At 50.2% G+C, this 18281-nt stretch carries 19 protein-coding genes; 1 reads left to right on the top strand and 18 read right to left on the bottom strand.

Going from position 1 to position 18281, the window contains the following annotated elements; genetic code table 11:
* Nucleotides 1-215: 215 nt before the first annotated feature.
* From hpf to recJ, 17 genes are all read right to left on the bottom strand, one after another.
* Nucleotides 216-755 carry a ribosome hibernation-promoting factor, HPF/YfiA family gene (gene hpf, locus BLR50_RS07125; protein WP_092640006.1) on the bottom strand — a complete coding sequence of 180 codons (540 nt, stop codon included), beginning with the start codon at nucleotides 753-755 and terminating at the stop codon, nucleotides 216-218.
* Between the two features lie 172 nt (nucleotides 756-927).
* A complete protein-coding gene (locus BLR50_RS07120) occupies nucleotides 928-2082 on the bottom strand; it encodes an amidohydrolase (protein WP_092640004.1) in 1155 nt (384 codons plus the stop codon).
* Between the two features lie 144 nt (nucleotides 2083-2226).
* Nucleotides 2227-2679, bottom strand: coding sequence for a S1 RNA-binding domain-containing protein (locus BLR50_RS07115; RefSeq protein WP_092640002.1), 453 nt, complete (start codon nucleotides 2677-2679; stop codon nucleotides 2227-2229).
* A gap of 58 nt (nucleotides 2680-2737) precedes the next feature.
* Entirely contained in the window at nucleotides 2738-3031 is a 294-nt protein-coding gene (locus BLR50_RS07110; RefSeq protein WP_092640000.1) for a septum formation initiator family protein, read from the bottom strand.
* The gene (gene yabQ / locus BLR50_RS07105; protein ID WP_162840357.1) at nucleotides 2985-3578 is read right to left on the bottom strand and encodes a spore cortex biosynthesis protein YabQ; all 594 of its coding nucleotides are present in this window, start codon (nucleotides 3576-3578) and stop codon (nucleotides 2985-2987) included. Before yabQ ends, BLR50_RS07110 begins: the two co-directional genes overlap by 47 nt.
* Before the next feature lie 119 nt (nucleotides 3579-3697).
* Entirely contained in the window at nucleotides 3698-3979 is a 282-nt protein-coding gene (gene yabP, locus BLR50_RS07100; RefSeq protein ID WP_092639995.1) for a sporulation protein YabP, read from the bottom strand.
* Nucleotides 3980-4117: 138 nt separating this feature from the next.
* Nucleotides 4118-4360, bottom strand: coding sequence for an RNA-binding S4 domain-containing protein (locus tag BLR50_RS07095; RefSeq protein ID WP_092639993.1), 243 nt, complete (start codon nucleotides 4358-4360; stop codon nucleotides 4118-4120).
* 112 nt (nucleotides 4361-4472) lie between these two features.
* Nucleotides 4473-4748, bottom strand: coding sequence for an HU family DNA-binding protein (locus BLR50_RS07090; protein ID WP_092639991.1), 276 nt, complete (start codon nucleotides 4746-4748; stop codon nucleotides 4473-4475).
* Between the two features lie 16 nt (nucleotides 4749-4764).
* Nucleotides 4765-5577 (bottom strand): nucleoside triphosphate pyrophosphohydrolase, encoded by an 813-nt coding sequence (mazG, locus tag BLR50_RS07085; RefSeq protein ID WP_092639989.1) that lies wholly within the window; start codon nucleotides 5575-5577, stop codon nucleotides 4765-4767.
* A gap of 41 nt (nucleotides 5578-5618) precedes the next feature.
* Entirely contained in the window at nucleotides 5619-7418 is a 1800-nt protein-coding gene (locus BLR50_RS07080) for a putative polysaccharide biosynthesis protein (protein WP_092639987.1), read from the bottom strand.
* A gap of 218 nt (nucleotides 7419-7636) precedes the next feature.
* Nucleotides 7637-7918, bottom strand: coding sequence for a hypothetical protein (locus BLR50_RS07075; RefSeq protein ID WP_092639985.1), 282 nt, complete (start codon nucleotides 7916-7918; stop codon nucleotides 7637-7639).
* An 18-nt stretch (nucleotides 7919-7936) separates the two neighbouring features.
* Nucleotides 7937-8881: a uridine kinase family protein gene (locus tag BLR50_RS07070; RefSeq protein ID WP_092639983.1), complete on the bottom strand. Its 945-nt coding sequence runs from the start codon at nucleotides 8879-8881 to the stop codon at nucleotides 7937-7939.
* The gene (hemZ, locus tag BLR50_RS07065) at nucleotides 8862-10337 is read right to left on the bottom strand and encodes a coproporphyrinogen dehydrogenase HemZ (protein WP_092639981.1); all 1476 of its coding nucleotides are present in this window, start codon (nucleotides 10335-10337) and stop codon (nucleotides 8862-8864) included. The genes BLR50_RS07070 and hemZ overlap by 20 nt, the downstream gene beginning before the upstream one ends.
* The gene (locus BLR50_RS07060) at nucleotides 10321-10977 is read right to left on the bottom strand and encodes an MBL fold metallo-hydrolase (protein ID WP_092639979.1); all 657 of its coding nucleotides are present in this window, start codon (nucleotides 10975-10977) and stop codon (nucleotides 10321-10323) included. The genes hemZ and BLR50_RS07060 overlap by 17 nt, the downstream gene beginning before the upstream one ends.
* A gap of 49 nt (nucleotides 10978-11026) precedes the next feature.
* Nucleotides 11027-11479, bottom strand: a complete 453-nt coding sequence (dtd, locus tag BLR50_RS07055; protein ID WP_092639977.1) for a D-aminoacyl-tRNA deacylase — start codon at nucleotides 11477-11479, stop codon at nucleotides 11027-11029.
* Nucleotides 11480-11525: 46 nt separating this feature from the next.
* Entirely contained in the window at nucleotides 11526-13688 is a 2163-nt protein-coding gene (locus BLR50_RS07050) for a RelA/SpoT family protein (RefSeq protein WP_092639975.1), read from the bottom strand.
* 64 nt (nucleotides 13689-13752) lie between these two features.
* Nucleotides 13753-15798: a single-stranded-DNA-specific exonuclease RecJ gene (gene recJ / locus BLR50_RS07045; RefSeq protein ID WP_162840356.1), complete on the bottom strand. Its 2046-nt coding sequence runs from the start codon at nucleotides 15796-15798 to the stop codon at nucleotides 13753-13755.
* A 208-nt stretch (nucleotides 15799-16006) separates the two neighbouring features.
* Between recJ and BLR50_RS07040 the strand changes: the two genes are divergently transcribed.
* Entirely contained in the window at nucleotides 16007-16534 is a 528-nt protein-coding gene (locus BLR50_RS07040) for a flavodoxin domain-containing protein (protein WP_092639971.1), read from the top strand.
* Between the two features lie 50 nt (nucleotides 16535-16584).
* Here the strand turns inward: BLR50_RS07040 and BLR50_RS07035 are convergent, their stop codons facing one another.
* Nucleotides 16585-18174, bottom strand: coding sequence for an NAD(P)/FAD-dependent oxidoreductase (locus BLR50_RS07035; protein WP_092639969.1), 1590 nt, complete (start codon nucleotides 18172-18174; stop codon nucleotides 16585-16587).
* Nucleotides 18175-18281 lie beyond the last annotated feature (107 nt).

Raw genomic sequence — 18281 nt, 5'->3', positions numbered from 1 at the left:
GCATATGTGTTCTTTTTTATACTTATCTTGATTATAAAGCCTCTAAAAAACAAGTAAAATGCTTTAATTTAAGGTGGGTTCTTACGAGGATTTTTAAAAAAGGTTTTAATGAGAGATTAGTATCATTCTGCCACGTACGGATACCCGCCATGCGGCAGCGCCTGAACATAAATTGCGAGGGGGCTTTCGCTCCCTCGCATGAATTCGGCTTAAATTTATCGGTCTGGGTTCGGCTCAAGCAGGCCGTAGTTCCCATCCTTGCGGCGGTAAACCACGCAGATTTCGTCGGTAGTGCCATTACGGAACATGAAGAACTCGTGGCCGAGCATGTTCATCTGCAGTATGGCCTCATCTACCGTCATGTGGTTTACAACAAAGCGTTTATTACGCACAATCTTATACTCGGAATCGCCCTCCTCATAATCGTAGAGGTAGCTTTCATCGGGCTTGGTAAAGGCATCGTCACGCAGCTTGGCTTCCAGCTTGGCTTTGTTCTTAACAATCTGCTGGAACAGGGAATCGGTAACAGCCTCTAATGCCACAATCAGGTCTCCCGCGGTTTTTTCGGAGCGGTAGAGCATACCCTGTGATTTGATGGTAATCTCGACCGTAAAACGGTCACGCTCCAGTGAGGCAGTTACAATGGCATCGGCATTACTATCAAAGAAGCGGTCAAACTTTTTTAGCTTCTTTTCAGCCCTCTCTTTGAAGGAATCACGCAGGTTGATTTTACGGCCTCTGATTGTAATGTTCATACACACATCCCCTTAAACCATTTATACATCATAGCTAAATCTTTAAAGATAAGCTATGCTGTTTTTGATTAAAGTGTCTAATCTATGGTTTAATAATAGCACATTTACACTCGAAAGTAAAGAGTTGGGTTGTGAATGATTTTAGTTATTTTTATGTATAAATGAACTTCGTTTATATTACCCTAAAACCATTTATAAAGACCATATTCGGCGTGGTATAAACTGAGAGCGGATCACCCTCAAATACCACAAGGTCGGCGTCCTTGCCCGGCTTAATCGAACCAATACGCTCCTCAAGCCCACAGATTCTTGCGGGGTTGATGGTAATGGCCCTGAGTGCCTCTTCGTAGGGTAACCCCTCACGAACCGCAAGCCCCGCGGTTAAGGGCAGGTATTGTATGGGGATTACCGGATGGTCGGTGCAGATGGCAATGGAAACGCCCTGCTTGTGAAGCACCGCGGCTGTCTTGGGGGTAAGGTTGCGCAGCTCGGGCTTGGATCGCTCGCAAAGCAGCGGCCCGATCACAGCATCCGCCCCTTCGGCGCGGAGCTTGTCGGCAATCAGGTGCCCTTCGGTGCAATGGATGAGCACATAATTCAGCTTAAACTCACGGGCCAGCCGCATGGCGGTAAAGATATCATCGGCGCGATGGGCGTGAAAGTGTGCCTTAATCTCGCCCCGCAAAAGCGGCAGCAACGCCTCACATTTGATATCATAATCCGGCTCATCAAAATCCTCATCCTCCGCAGCCTTTTGCTTATCCTCCAGATACTTCTTCGCCTTATAAAGCTGTTCACGGATAATGGCAGCAGTAGCCATACGAGTTTCGGGCGCCTCGTTCTTGCCGTGATAAATACCCTTGGGGTTTTCGCCCAACGCAAACTTAATGGCCAGCGGCTCCTTGACAATGAGATCGTCAATCCGGTTTCCATAGGTTTTTATAGCGGCCAGCTGCCCCGCCACTGGGTTGGAGCTGCCGGGGCCGGTTACCACGGTGGTAACACCGGCTCGGTAGGCCTCTTCAAAACAGTGGTCCATTGGGTTGACTGCATCGATACCCCTGAGGTGCGGAGTAGACGGGTCGGTAGCCTCGTTGCCGTCGTCGCCCTCAAAGCCAAGCCCATCCTCCCACATGCCAAGGTGGCTGTGGGCGTCTACAAAGCCCGGATAAACCCCGGCGCCGTTTACATCCAAGATATCGGCGGAAGTGACCGCAAAGCCTGACATTTCACCCACCGCAGTGATTTTGCCGTTCTCAACGGTAATGTAGCCGTTTGGAATGATTTTATCTTCCATGGTATAGATTTTTGCGTTGATAATATTCATCTAAAGAACCTTGCCCTTTCATGTTGGTTTGCAAAAACAAGAGAAAAGGTGCCGGTATGGGCCGATTAAACCAATACCAACACCTGCTTGGCCTATTTTAAAAAGCGGCTAAACCAGCCTGCATCATCAGACTTGAATAGGTTGTCAGCCGAATTTGGCACCGCGCTTAGTACCACTGGAGCCTCTTTTGGATTCAACGCTACGCTTGAGGTCGTACATCTTTTCGTCGCTGGACTGCTTGAACTTGTTCATCATATCCTCAAAGGTCATGCTTTCGTTATTACGGCGGCCAAAGTCAGCACCGCCCCGACCACCCTCGCGCCTGAAAGGCTTTTGAGGGCTGTGTGCTGCGGGCGGAGGGTTATCAATCGCCTTTTTGATGGAAAGGCCAATCTTGCCGTCAGTCCCAACGGTAAGAACCTTTACCTTAACCTCTTGCCCCTCGGTTAGGTGATCCCTGATTTCATTGACATATGTAGGCGCAATTTCAGAGATGTGAACCATACCTGTCTTCCCCTCGCCCAGGTCAATGAAAGCGCCGAACTTGGTAATACTGGTCACCTTTCCGGTTACTAAACTTCCTACCTCAAGCTGCATACGAAAAGTTTATCCTCCTTAATCATTATAGAAAAGCTATTAAATTTATAAAACACTTCTAATTACCCGAAACGTCAACATACACCTGTTCCTGCGGGTAAACATAGCCCAACTTTTCCCGTGCCATGCGCTCCATGTAGCCGTCATCAGCAGAAGTGATCAACTGGCTGATCTCACGGTTTTGAAGCGTCTGTTCGGCAATCTGGTTATTGATGAGATCCAGTTCATGCTTTTGTTGAGAGATGGTAACACCCAACTGGATGGAAGAGAAGATTGAAACCGCGCATATTGCTACAATGATGAGCTTAATGATGAGAGGAATCTTTCCTTTTCTTTCCACGCTTTTTTTCATACTCGCCAATCCCTCGTTTTTGTTTGGTATAGTGTATGTTTTCAGATTTTGTTGTGTGTAATAAATTATACAATAAAAGACGGTATTGTTTCAAGCTGTAATTCATATTATTTTTGATTATTTTATTCTTAGATTCAACTTTTTTTGCAAAACGGTCCGCTTTTTGGCGGGTAATGCCCATAAAACGCTGTACCGGAGCAACAAGCTTACGGTAGATAAACCTCATTACCCGATGAATGAAGGCTATAATAGCCTTGGAAGCCTTCATAACAAGTACACCGAGGGTAAGAAAATATACCACCATTCCTATTACGATGCCCAGCAACAGGAAGATACGAAGTTGCCCCGAGTTCACCGCAAGGATAAACAAAAACGAAATAAGTGCGCTAACCGACCAGTAGAGTATATCCTGCACAAAAATAGCTACCGGGCCCGTTTGAATCAACAGCCGCAGGATTCTGAAGATCTCGTAAAAAATCCCCAGCAGAAAGCCCAGCAGGCAAGCCTGCAGAAACAGAACGGTTTGATGCGATACAACAACCTCCACGCCGTTTAAACACCCCTTTGCCTGGCCCTGCCGTTTTTGAACATAAAGGCTACCGCACTCCCCTGCTGCGGCAAGGCATTCCTTCAATAGGCAAACCAACTATCCCCAGCGTGACGGCATTATTTGAACAGCTTTTCAAAGAAGCTTCTGCGCTTGGGATCGTCGTCGGTGTAGATCATGGTATGAATATCACCGTCGATATTCAATTCTCCCGTATCTACATTCAGCTTGTTGATATGCAGGTTGCTGCCCTTGACGGTAAGCTCGCCCATCTCGGTGAATAATACTACCGACTGCTCGTCAAAGCTGTCGATGTCGTTTACCCCCGAAACCGTTAGTACCCGCCTGCCCTCTAATATTAGATTGTGCGGCATTTTTATGGTTTTCTTCTCTTCAGCCATGCCCTATTACCAGCCTTTCTGCTTATGGGAAAGCTTGTTTAATTGCAAAAAAATAAGTAACACCAACGCCCTGGGGGCAGGTATTACTTAATGATATGATAGGAAGGTGTATTATATGCTTGGGAGGTCTGGTTTGATTCAGGGCAGCACCTCGTAGTTGGTGGAGGCATCGTCCTTGGTGGCATACTCACTTACCTTGAGCACACGTACTTTAAGCGGCTTTGCACCCAGATTAATCTGAACGATATCCCCTTCCTTTACATCGTAGGACGCACGGGCTGGCTTGTCGTTTACCAGCACGCGCCCGGCATCACACGCTTCGTTGGCAATGGTTCTGCGTTTAATGAGCCTTGTTATTTTAAGATATTTATCCAAACGCATGGTTGACCATCCTTTTAAAAATATAACGGGATAAGAAAAAACTGCGCACCGTTTAAGGCGATGCGCAGTGTACTGTGCAACTTAAAAGTTGTACATGAACCCAAAAGCAAGCTTATTTTGCAACCTGCTCTTTGAGAGACTTGCCAGCCTTAAATACAGGCAGCTTGGAAGCAGGGATAACAATCTCCTCTTTGGTTCTGGGGTTGCGGCCTACTCTCTGGCTGCGGGGCTTTACTTCAAAAGAGCCAAAGCCTACGATCTGAACCTTGTCGCCGCCGGCAAGTGCCTCGGCTACTGCATCAAATACCGCATTTACAGCCTTATCTGCATCCTTCTTAGAGATGCCTGCCTTCTCGGCAACCGCACTAATCAACTCTGTTTTCGTCATTCTCTTTCCCTCCGAATTAAGTGTTTTGGGCTTTGCTAAGATCCTTTGCTTTCTTCCAAAGTCTGTCCAGCTCACATATATCCGCATGGTTTAGGTCGATGCGCTCAGCATCCGCAAGTGCTTCTACCTGCGAAAACCTGCATATAAACTTGTCGGTCGAGGCGGTAAGCGCCTCTTCCGCATCAAGCGTGAGGAACCGCGATAAGTTCACACATGAAAAGATTAAATCACCAAGCTCTTCGGAAGCGGCGGCCTGATCGTTATCGCTGACCGCACGCATCAGCTCTGAGAGCTCGCTCACCAAATCAGAAAAGGCATACTGGATGTTGGGGTAATCAAACCCGCTTTTTGCCGCCCGCGCCTGAACTTTCTGCGCGCGCATAAGCCCCGGCAGAACACGGGGCACATCCTTCATACTTTCTGTTCTTGACTTCATGCCTTTTTGGGAGTTTTTAATGTTTTCCCAGTTTACCAAAACCTCGCTGGAGGTTTTACAATTACCATTCTCGGTAAAGATATGCGGGTGACGGATAATCAGCTTTTTGCAGATACCATCGGCCACATCGTCGAAATCGAAGTTTCCAAGCTCCTTTTCCATTCTGCAATGGAAAACCACCTGCAGAAGCACATCGCCCAATTCCTCTTGGAGCAGAGCAATATTGTTCATATCGATGGCTTCGCAAACCTCATAAACCTCTTCAATGAAGTTCTTACGGATACTTGAATGTGTTTGTTCCTTATCCCACGGGCAGCCATCTTCGCCGCGAAGAATGTCCATAATCGTAAGAAGATCGTTTACGTCGTATTTCGATTTAAACTCAAACTCCACGAATCCATTCTCCAATTTCCATGTGTTAAAACATATATATATTACCCTATTAATCCGTGCATTTCAAGTACTTTAGCAATTTTTTCTCCATTTGGGAGCATTAAAATGTCATCTAAACTAATGCCACGGATTAAAAACAGCACCATAACATATAGTATTGCCGCAATTGCAATGGAAATAAGCGTGGAAACCCTTGCATCGCAGGCACGTACAAGCAACCCGTAGCTGCCCCAGGCAGACGCGCCGCAGAAAACTCCTGCGATAACAGGCTTTACAAATACGCTGAGCAGGTTGGGAACCATATGGGTTTGGCGGCTTACGGCAATCATACTGGCAACGACGATAAACAGGTAGCACAGCAGCGTGCCAACCGGCGCTCCAAGGATATTGACGCTGGGGATGGCCACCAGAAAATAGTTTACGGCAAGCTTAATCAGCCCGCCTACAAGCAGGAACTTCACCGGCAGATCGGCCCTGCCGATTGCCTGCAATATGGCATTCACAGGGCTTGTAATGGCAACGAAGATTACACTAATGCCCATAAACGATAGAATCGGGGTTGAAATGGCAACCTCGCTGGCAAGCCCATCGCCCTTAAAGTTATAAAGCAGCGTAAGCACCGGCCCTGCCAGTGCCATTAAGCCGCAGCCCGCAGGGATTGCAACGAGTGAGGTTACGCGCAGGGCTGATTCAACATTCTTTTTCAGTTCTTTAGTATTATTGCGCGCCCACGCCGCCGAAACGGCCGGCAGCACGCTGATACCGAAGGCTGTGGTGATGGCAGGCACCAGATTAAAGATGGTCATAGGAAGCCCCTTATAGGTGCCAAACAGGAAGGCCGGCAGACGATCAAGGGTCATATCCTGAGGCAGCACGCCTGCGTACATGCCCATTACAAGCTCTGGGTTGTTGTTCACAGCAGATGTCAGACGGTTCATTACCGAAGCAAGGTCGATGGTGGAGGTTAGGCTTACCACCAACGCCCCCAAACAAACCGGTATGCCGATTCGAATGAGGCTTTTTAACAGTTCTCCGGTGGCTTTCGGCGCAGGAGCTGCAGCGAACTCGGTGCTCGTAATGCCATCGCCTTTTCCGATATGCCGGATTAACAGGTAAACAAAACCGCACAGCGTGCTTAGGGTAACCCCCAGAATACCGCCTGCCGCAGCAAATGGCAGCACCGCGGTTTTTGCCTGTTCGAGGGATTGTACCACAACGCCGAAAACCGTGCCGGTTTTGGTATAATCCTCAAGCCCAAGCTTCAGCACCCACAAGGAAAGCGAGTAGCCTAAAATAAGCTTGGCACACGCCTCCGTAATCTGAGAAACAGCGGTGGGGTACATATTGCGCAGCCCCTCGTAATAGCCCCGGTAGGAGGACATCAGGCAAAGGAACAGCACCGCGGGGGCAATTGCCATAACCGGAACCGCTCCGTTGGGGTTGCCCACCAATACCGCAAAAGGCCGCGCAAAAATAAGGGTAACCACAAAGCCGACAGTACCGGTTGCCAAGAAAAGATATAGCGATATTTTACGGATACGCCTCACATCACGAAACCGGCCACCCGCCACACTCTCGGAAACAAGCTTTGAAACTGCAATCGGCAGCCCTGCGATGGCTATTGCGGAGATGGGGTTAAAGATATCGTAGGCCGTATAAAAATGCGCGGCACCCTCCCCGCCCAGAACCAGTGTGAGGGGGATTTTGAATATCGCGCCGATGATCTTTACAATCACGGTGGCGGCAGTCAGAATCAGCGCACCGTGTAAAAAGCTTTGTTTTCGCCTAGCGGTCACATCCATCACACCTTTTCTGCCTGCATTGGGCTGCTGAATCTGCACAGCAGCCCTAAGACCTGTGCAGGCAAAGCTGACGCCTGTACGGCCTAGATATTACTATGCGGGCAAAATGGCAAAAAGAAGCCTCTTTTAAACAGGTGTACGCTAATACTAATCTCTCATTAAAACCTTTCAAAAAAATCTTCGCAAAAGCCCATAAATTCAAGCTTTTTGCTCGATTTTTTTGAGGTTTTATAATCGTGATAAGTATGGGCAGGAATTTACTGCTGCATGCTGTTGATGCGGCCGGTAATATCTTCAATCTTCTTGAGCAGACTGTCAATGCGGGCAATAATCTCATTGACGGCATCGCTTTCGGTTACGCCGTTTTTATTCATGTTGTAGCTGAGCTTACCAAGCTTTGCGTAGCTGCGCTCCAGCTCGGCGCCGAGGTTCATACGCTCGATGCGCAGCCGGGAGGTATTCACAAAATCACCGGTTGCCCTGCAGGCATTATCAAAGATTGTTTGCGCGGTGGCAGTAAAATCATCGTAAGTACTCATGATAAAATGCTTCCTTTCTTAATCTATGAATTCCCGCAGCAGTGAATCCTCCGAAACATAATGCCTATCAAATTCGGCAAAGTACTGCAGAATGTGATAAAGCCTTTCAAAGCGCGGGTAGATATCACACTTAGGATCCATCTGCTCAATGAGCGGACATAAAAAGTGGTGGAAGATGCACGGTTCGTACAGAATCAATGAATCTATGGTAAGGTTGGCATAGCATTTATAAGGCGAGATATACTTCTTTTCGCCCGCGCGCACCGAGGCCCACATTCCGGTGGTTCGCTCCAGTGAGGAATCCCGGTGGTAGTAATCGCGCACACAGCGGCGGATAAAACGCAGGTCCTCGTGCGTGAGCACCACCTCATTGTTTAAGCTGTACTCACCCTTTACACTGATAAACAAGCGGAAGAACTTTGAGGCGTCCAAGCCCTCTGTTATCAGCGGGTTGAGCGCGTGAATGCCCTCTACAATCAAAATCTCGTGGTCGCCCAGCGTAATATCGTTTGTAATGATGGAGCGTGAAGCGGTATGAAAATCAAAGGTGGGAAGGCTTGCCCTGCGCGTATTGGTGAGCTGGTCAAAGCATTGGTGGATACAGTCAATGTCAAGGGCATATACCGTTTCAAGGTCTTTGCTTCCGTCAGGAAGGGTGGGCAGCCGGCACTGGTCGATATAGAAATCATCCAGCGAAACCACATAGCTGTTTACATAAAACTCTTCCTTGAGCATCTTGCGGAACTTGTGCGCCGTAGTGGTTTTACCCGAGGCGCTGGGCCCCGCCAACAGTACAATGTGGGAACGCTCCATATTGTTGCAGATATAGCTGCAGACATTGCGTATCTGCGCCTCATACCGCTGCTCGCTTAATGCCACCAGCTGCTTAGGGTCTGAAACCGCAAGGTCGTTCATCTTTTCGGCCTGTACGCGGCAGTGTGAGTCATAGAACGCATCCGTCATAAAAATCCTCCACCTGTCTTTTTCTTGATAGTATTTCGTCAAAGCCGCTGATATACTCGTGCGGGTATTTGTAATTGAAAATTCGCTCTATGCGGCTGCCGCTGGGTTCCCGCAGCTTGGTTACCCCACCGGCCCCGCAGGCGAGAATAGTATGCGTCTCATCCATGATAAATACGTTATAAAGCCCCTCATACCCCTCTTTGGCAAAACCGGTATTCTCAAGGTTTTCGCGTGTGTTGCGCTGACGATATAGATAATAAGGGTTATAGCCTGCACCCTGTAACATGGTTTCGGCATAGTCGGTCATGGCGGTAACCATACCCTCGCGCGCACCCTGCTCCGCGGCCTTGTTGTAGGCGAGGTTGGAAGAGCGCTTGAGTGAAAGTGTATGCACTGTTACATCCTCGGGTGAAAGACGGATGCAGGTATCCACAGAGTTTTGAAAGCTCTCCAGGGTATCGGTAGGCAGGCCCGCAATCAGGTCCATGTTAATACAGTTTATGCCGACCCTGCGCGCAAGGTTGAAACTATCGATGGTTTGCTGCGCGGTGTGTCGTCTGCCGATGGCTTCAAGCACATGGTTGTTAAAGGTTTGCGGGTTGATGCTGATGCGGGTGGCCTCGCTTTCACGAATGGCGATAAGCTTCTCTTCGGTAATGGTATCCGGGCGGCCGGCCTCCACCGTATACTCCCGCAGGGTGGAAAGGTCAAACGCATTGCGTATAGCGGCAAACAATGTGATAAGCCCCTGTGCCGACAGCGTGGTAGGGGTTCCGCCGCCGATGTAGACCGTTTCCAGCCGCAGCTTTAACCCCCCAGCAATCTCACCGGTAAGGGCGATTTCTTCGCACAGTTTAGGCAGGTAGGCCTCGATAAGCCCCGCCGATTTTTCAATAGCGTGGGAGACAAACGAGCAGTAGTGGCAGCGTGTGGGGCAAAAAGGGATGGAGATATACAGGCTGAAGGAATTGGGCGCAGAGGTTTGTATAATCGCCGCCTCCTTGCCCGCGGTTCGCAGCAGAAGCGACGCCTTGCGCGGCGAAACCAGATAGCTCTCTTCAAAGTGCTTTACAATCTGCTGTTCCGAAAGCCCCTGCGCCTTAAGCTTGTGAACCAGCGTGACGGGACGTATGCCGGTAAGTATCCCCCATTGAGGCGTAACCCCGGTAAGCGGCGACAGCAGCCTGTACATCATTATACCGAATACACGTTCACATTCCTTGTCGAATGCCCGCACATCCAGCGGAACCTCTGCATAGCTGGAATGAACGATACCGTTCAGCCTAACAGTTAGGGTAAGCTTTGCGGAGCTACCGTCTCTTTGCAGTTCGGTAAACAGGTAATCCCCCTGCTCCGGCAGTTCACTGGCCTCGGTGATGGGTTCGCCTTGGAAGAACAGCAGCGCGACATTTCTTACCTCATAAGCGTAATCGTGGCCTTTAAAAACAATCGTCATAGCTTACATTTCCTAAATAAGGATTGGTTCGGCGTTCGGTTTCCAGTGTGGTTTCTTTTTCGTGGCCAGGGAACACCGCATAGTCACCCTCCAGGGTTTCGGCTAAACGCTTTACCGAAGCAATCTCCTCGGCTAAGCTACCGCCGTAATGGGTGACAATACCGATGGTACCCGCAAAAAGGGTGTCGCCGGTAAACAGCATATCATCAACCTTGAACACTACCGAACCCTTGGTGTGCCCCGGAGTTGAAATAACCTCTACGTTTATCTCATCCAGAGTAATAATATCTCCGTTATTCACCAACCGCTCGGTTGGGATATCGGCAAGGTTGTACCGATTATCATCCTGAGCAAAACGTGCACCGACGTTCTTTTCCGGGTCACTAAGCATCTCGGCATCCTGCTGCGAGATGATAATACCGGCGCCGGTTTGCTGATGCACCTCACGTACCGCCCCGATATGGTCGAAATGGCCGTGGGTAAGCAGAATATAGCGCAGGGAGAGTTGATTGCTTGTAACAGCCTGCAGAATCGTATCTGCTTCTGCGCCGGGGTCTATCACAAGGCTGTTCCCTTGCCCGGAAGCAAGGATATAGCAGTTATTATCCATCGGCCCTACCTTGAGTTTTATCAGCTTCAAAATACTTCCCACGCTCTCATCCTATATATTTACAGGCGTAAATATACTTCTATTTTAATTCATCGGTATCCAGCAGGATCGTAATTGGCCCATCATTGACCAGTGAAACCTTCATCTCACCACCGAATACACCCGTTTGAACCGGAGTAATCCCCTTTTCCCGTACCAAGTTTACAAAGTATTCATAGAGTGGCTTCGCCTGTTCGGGGCGCGCGGCGGCAATAAACGAGGGCCGCCGGCCGTGGCTTGCGTCTGCACAGAGGGTGAAGTTTGAGACAATTAACATACCGCCGTTTACATCGGCAAGCGAAAGGTTCATCTTTCCCGCCGCATCCTCAAAAATGCGCAGCTCCGCCGCCTTTCTGGCCAGCAGCTGTGCCTCCTGCTCGGTATCGGTTTGGTAAACGCCCAAAAGCAGCAGAAGCCCCTGTGATATCTCGCCGCAGATTTTGCCGTCTATCGAAACGCTAGCCTGGGTAACCCGCTGTATTACTGCTCTCATTGTTAGATAGTATGTCCTTTCCAATATATAGACAAATATAAATATATCACTTACCGGTACGGGTAACCGAAACCACCCTGTCGATACGAGTGAGGTTGTTTATAATATTCTGCAGGTGCTCCTTGCCCGAGATGCCGATGGTGACATGAATGCCCACATAGCCATCCTTCAGCTCGCGCGCGTTGAGTTCGTGTATCTGCAGGTGCATATTGGCAAGCGCAACCGTTACGTCGGCTATCATGCCCGGCCGGTCATGCGCCAGAATCTCGACGGTGGACTTAAAGGTCTCCTTCACCTCGTCAGCCCACTGCACGTTCACCCAGCGTTCGGGCTGGTCGCCCGATTCAAGCGAGTTTACAACGTTCACACAGTCGCGCTTATGCACCGAAACGCCGTAGCCGCGTGTTACAAAGCCGATGATATCATCGCCCGGCAGCGGGTTGCAGCACTGCGCAAACTTTACCAAACAGCCGTCGATTTCCTCGACGATAACGCCACTGGAGACGGTTTTGGCCGCTGTTTTCTTGGGTATGGTCTGTATGGGTTCCACAGGTCTGAATGCCTTGAGGTAATCATCCTTGATGCGAGGTATAATCTTTGAAAGGGTGATACCGCCGTAGCCGATAGCCGCGTAGAATTCATCCACAGAGGCATAATGCTGGCGCTTGGCAAGGTCCTCCATGAAGGTATCGTAGGCTTCATCGGGCACACGGATATTGTTGCGCTTAAACTCACGCTCAATCTCCTGCCTGCCCTCCTCAATATTCTCCTCGCGGCGCTCTTTTTTAAACCATGCACGTATCTTGTTCTTTGCCTCGCTGGTTTTTGCGATCTTAATCCAGTCACGGCTAGGGCCGCGCCCCACCGCGTTGCTGGTGATAATGTCAACGATCTGTCCGGTTTTCACCTCGCTGTCGATAGACACCATGCGCCCGTCAATCTTGGCGCCCACCATACGGTTACCCACCGCGCTGTGTATAGCATAAGCAAAGTCGATTACCGTAGAGCCTGCGGGCAGACTTTTTACATCCCCCTTGGGCGTAAACACAAATACGTCCTCGGGAGAAAGATCGGTTTTTATGGTGCGGACAATCTCCTCCACGTCGTCGGTCTGTGATTCCAGCAGCTTGCGTATCCACGCAAGGCGCTCCTCCAGCCTATCCTTGCCCTGCAGCCCGGCCTTGTACTTCCAATGCGCCGCGATGCCGTATTCAGCGGTGTGGTGCATCTCCCATGTGCGGATTTGAATCTCAAACGGAACACCCTCTTTGCCGATAACCGTTGTGTGCAGCGACTGGTACATGTTGGCCTTGGGGGTGGATATATAGTCCTTGAAACGGTTGGGGATGGGCGTAAACATATCGTGCATGATGCCAAGGATGTTGTAGCACTCGATAACGGTATCCACAATGATGCGCACCGCATAGATATCGTAAATCTCCTCCAGTGCCTTGCCCTGCATATACACCTTGCGGTAGATGCCGTAGATGCTTTTAACGCGGCCCTCCAGATAGATTTGAACGCTGTCAGTCTTCATGCGCTCCTGAATGCGCTCGATAATATTCTGCAAGAATTGAGTGCGCTCCTCCTTGTGGATGGCAAGTGCCTTATCAATATCGTTGTAGGCAACAGGGTCTAGGTGCTTGAGTGAGAGGTCTTCAAGCTCTTCTTTTACAGCGCGGATACCTAGGCGATGTGCAATGGGGGCATAAACCTCCATGGTTTCAAGGGCCTTGTCGCGCTGCTTTTGGGGGGGCATGGCATCGATGGTGCGCATATTGTGCAGTCGGTCAGCCAGTTTAATAATGATTACACGGATATCCTGGCTCATGGCGAGCAGCATTTTTCGTATATTCTCGGCCTGCTGCTGCTCACGCGAGGAATACGGGATTCTGCCGAGCTTGGTTACCCCGCTTACCAATAGTGAAATATCACGCCCGAACAGGCGGGTAATCTCCTCCTGCGAGGTTTCGGTATCCTCTACCACATCGTGCAGGAGTGCCGCAACCAGTGACTCGGTATCCATACCAAGCTCAACCAGTATCTTAGCTACACACACGGGGTGTATAATATACTCTTCCCCTGTTTTCCGCTTCTGGCCCTGATGCGCATCACGCGCAACCTCAAAGGCCTTGGTAACTAAAGCCTTATCGTACTGCTTTTCATTTTTATCAATAAAGTCCAGAAGTTCTTTTAAATAATCGTCCATCGCAGTCACCAGCCCCTTGCCCCCGGTTATTGTGTTAGGGTGCGCTGAATTAATCGTTAAATAATCAGCGTTCCCTTTGTGTGCTTAACCCTTGCAGAAATTTTGAATCGGCAAGGTTAGCCTTGGGGGCGCCCTTGACAATTGAGATTATATATTGATTGTTATCAATGTTTGTAGAAATCAGCCCAAGCTCCTCAAGCGCCTGCAGGGCAACCATGGTTTTGCCGTAGTTGGAAAGCGACGCTGCCGCAAGCTGCACTGCGCCCCACGGGTAACGCTCGTGTTCCCTGAGCTGACGATAGATAACTGCGACATCATCCCTGGTTGGAATAATTACATCAATATCCGTCGATATTATCTCTTCCTTCCCCCGGTAGCGCTCATACAGCTCGCGGGAGCGGAAGAACTGATCCTGATTAAACGAAGACGCCCGGATATCGCGTATCTTGATAGAAACGCTCTGCCTACCCTGATATTCGTTGATATCGCAGGCTGCCAAGATATCCACCGTATCGCCTGCCTTATAGGGAAAGCTTTGCTCGGTCATACCAAAATATACACCGAACACCGTTTTTTTGCCCTTGGAAAGCCGCAGACGCAGGTGCTTTCCGCCGCCCAAGGGAGTAATCTCGGTGATGGTAAGACCCGTAAAGCAATAGCGGACAGCCTCGTTTCCACAGCCAAACGGTTCAAATACCGAAAGCATTCGCAGTTCCTCGATTGTTACCTCGTCGGGCTCACAGAGCCTGTCAGCGCTAACAGAATGCACCGGCATGAGGGGGTACTGCTTGCGGCTGTAATCCTCTATACGCTGTATAAAGGCCTCTATATTTTTGGTTTCAAGCGTAAGGCCAGCCGCCGCGGTATGGCCTCCGTAGCGCAAGAGCAGGTCGTCACACGAGAGCAGTGCCTCAAACATCGAGTAGCCTGCCACTCCCCTGCCGGATCCGCGGGCTGTATCACCCTCTATCGAGATTAAAAAGCAGGGCTTTGCGTAGCGCTCCACCAGCTTTGCCGCCACGATACCGGTTACACCGTGATGCCACCCCTCGCTAGCCAGCACGATTACGCGCCGTTCAGCCTTTTCGGGGTGTTTGGCAAGCTCCTGCCCGATATCGCGCAGGATGACAGCCTCCAGTTCCTGCCGCTGGGCGTTATTTTTATTGATTTCAAGGGCAAGTGCCATCGCTTCTTCGTAATCATCGCTTAGAAGCAGCCTGAGTGCGACCTCGGCAAGCCCCAAACGGCCCGCCGCGTTGATGCGTGGAACAATTGCGAAAGCAACCACCTCGGATGTGATAGGCTTATCGGTTAAGCCGCAGCACTCAATCAATGCCGCAAGGCCAATGTTCTGGGTGTCTCGCAGGCGTTTTAGCCCTTCACAGGCGAGGATACGGTTTTCGCCCACCAGCGGCACAACATCCGCGATAGTACCCACTGCCGCAAGGTCGCCGCAGAAATCCAGCATCTCATCAAAATCGCCGCCCGAAAGCGCCGTGATTAGCATCAGGGCAAGCCCCGCGCCGCAGTAATCTTTAAATGGGCTGTCACAGTCTTTGCGATGGGGGTCTACCACCGCGCAGGCTTTCGGTAGTATATCCTTTGGCTTATGATGGTCGGTTACCACCACATCGATGCCAAGCTCGGAGGCGTAGGCTATCTCTTCATTGGCGGTGATGCCGTTATCCACAGTGATAATCAAATTGACACCCAGTTTATGCAGCTTGGCGACTGCGGCCTTGTTCATGCCGTAGCCCTCATCCTCGCGGGATGGTATATAATATGTAACATTCGCCCCTGCTGACTCCAGATAAAGCACCAGAATCGCGGTTGCGGTAACACCGTCGGCATCGTAATCTCCGTAGACGGCTATTTGCTCATCGTTTTCCAGTGCTTCGTTGATTCTATCGACGGCTTTATCCATATCCCTAAAGCAAAACGGGTTGGAAAGTGCAGCGTCGTTATGTAAAAAGGCCTGCGCCTGATTCGGTTCGGTTATGCCGCGGGCCACCAGAATATCAGCAACCGCCGGTAAGACCCCAAGTTCGGCGGCAAGCCTTGCACTCAGGCTTTTATCTATATTCGGCAGCACCCATTTTTTATAGCCCAAAGCTTTTTCCCCCATAAAGTTTGCATTGGCTTGCTTTTCCGTTAACGGTCTATTCTGTATTCTATCATTTTGCCTACCGTTATTCAACCTTTTTTGACGGCACTGGCTAAAGATAATCGTGGGCATTTAATCGGGATGAGATAGACACTCTACGCTTTTAATTGTATAATAGAATTTATACGAATATCATCAGCGGGAGGGATAGACTATGTCAAATATTATTGTAGTATACCGCTCAAAGACCGGTTTTGTAAAAAACTACGCCGAGTGGATTGCCAAGGCGGTTGGTGCCGATTTAAGGGAAGCCAAGGGCGTTGAGATAACCGACCTTATGAAATACGATACGATTGTCTACGGCGGCGGCCTCTATGCCGGCGGTATCAACGGTTTTAGGCTGATTAAGAAGAACCTTGATCAGTTAAAAGGGAAAAGGCTGATCGTATTTACCTCGGGAGCCTCACCGGTACGTCCGGAGGTGGTTGACGAGGTGAAGAAACACAATCTGAACCCGGAAGAACAAAAGCAGGTTCAATTCTTTATGATGCGCGGCGGATTTAATTATAATAAATTAAGCCCCATTGATAAATTCTTGATGTCGCTAAGGAAGATACAGCTAAAAAGCATTAAGAACCCCGATGCAGATGCGCGGGGCATGCTTGCGGCCTATTCGCAGCCGGTAGATTTTACGAGAGAAAAGAATATTGAGCCAGTGGTGAAGGCGATCTTGGCTAAATAAAGCAGCAAGGACGGATGATGTTAATCCGTCCTTTTCTTATGAAAAATAAGTTATTCAAAGGGTCTAAACCGCTCCATTACCGCCTGCGCTATCCGAACACCGTCTACCGCGGCACTGACAATGCCACCCGCATAACCGGCACCCTCGCCGCACGGGTAAAGCCCCTGCACCCCCTGCGATTGCAGGGTATTATCACGCAGGATGCGCACCGGTGAGGAGGTGCGGGTTTCCACCCCGGTAAGTACCGCGTCCGGTGATGCGAAGCCCTTGAGCTTTGCGTTAAAATTGACAAGGCCGAGCTTGAGCATATCGGAAACAAACGGGGGGAATATCTTGGTGAAATCGGCTTCGGTTACACCGATGGCGTAGCTTGGTTGAATACGGCCAAGCGCAAGCCCCGGCTGGCTGTTTAAAAACCTGCCCGCGGTTTGGGCGGGGGCTTTGTAGCTTTTGCCGCCGTGCAGAAAAGCAGCAGATTCTAACTGACGTTGAAATGCAATACCATCCAAAATACCTCCGCCGAAATCGGCAGGTTCAACCCCTACCGCTACAGCGGCATTTGCATTGATGCCGTCACGCAGATATTCGCTCATGCCGTTTGTTACAACCCCGTTTTCCTCGCTGGAGGAGGGCACCACAAAGCCGCCGGGGCACATGCAGAAGGTGTATACTCCTCTGCCGTTTAAGCGGTGCGAGAGCTGATATTCTCCCTTTGGCAGCGCGGGATGCCCCGCAAAACGCCCGTAGAGGCCCTCGTCGATGGTTTGCTGCAGCTGCTCGATACGAACCCCCACCGAAAACGCCTTGGGCTGCATAGCAACCTGCTTTTGCAGCAGCATGGAGAAAGTATCCCTTGCACTGTGCCCGATGCATAACAACAGGGTCTCGCAAGGGATTGCCTGATGGTTTGCGGTAACCGAAACGAGCCTGCCATCTTTTACAGTGATATCGGTGAGGCAGGTGTGAAACAGCACCTGGCCGCCCAGACGAATAATCTCCTCCCGGATGGACTTTACCACCCCGCGCAGTTTATCGGTGCCGATATGCGGTTTCGCTTTTTCAAGGATGTCGGCAGGCGCCCCGTGGCGGCAGAACTCATCCAGTACAAAATCGCAGCGCTCATCGTTGATACGGGTGGTGAGCTTACCGTCGGAGAAGGTACCCGCTCCCCCCTCGCCGAATTGCACGTTGGTGTTTACATCCAGTGCCCCACCCTGCCAGAAGGCGTTTACGGCATTGACACGCTCGTCCACACTCCCGCCGCGCTCAAGCACAATCGGGTGAAAGCCCGCCCTTGCAAGAAGAAGTGCTGCGAACATCCCCGCAGGGCCAAAGCCCGCAACCACCGGCGGGTAAGCCAAAGTCTGCTCGCCGGTTTTCAGCGAAAGAGCCGTTTTGATGCGTATAACAGCCCCAATGCTTCCGGCGCGTTTAAGAATAGCCGCCTCATTGGGTGCTTCTATCCCTATGGAGTACACCAGCTGTATCTGCTCACGCTTGCGTGCGTCAACCGAAGATTTTGCGATGTAGGCGCGTGTAATATCCTTTTGGGTAAGCCCCAACTTTTTAAGCGCGAGCGTTATCGCTGCCTGTTTGGGCTCGTTTAAACCTGTGCTGATATTTGGAACCAAGATGGCCATGGTTACCCCGTTTCTCCGCTGATTTCAGCTGGTATTGTACCTATTATGATTTATTGTACCCATCTGAGTATTGGATAAGGAGCTTGGCATATCACCAAGCTCCTTGT

Origin of the sequence: Acetanaerobacterium elongatum (assembly GCF_900103835.1) — a bacterium.
Lineage (GTDB): Bacteria > Bacillota > Clostridia > Oscillospirales > Ruminococcaceae > Acetanaerobacterium > Acetanaerobacterium elongatum.
This window is presented reverse-complemented; position numbering and strand designations above follow the sequence as displayed.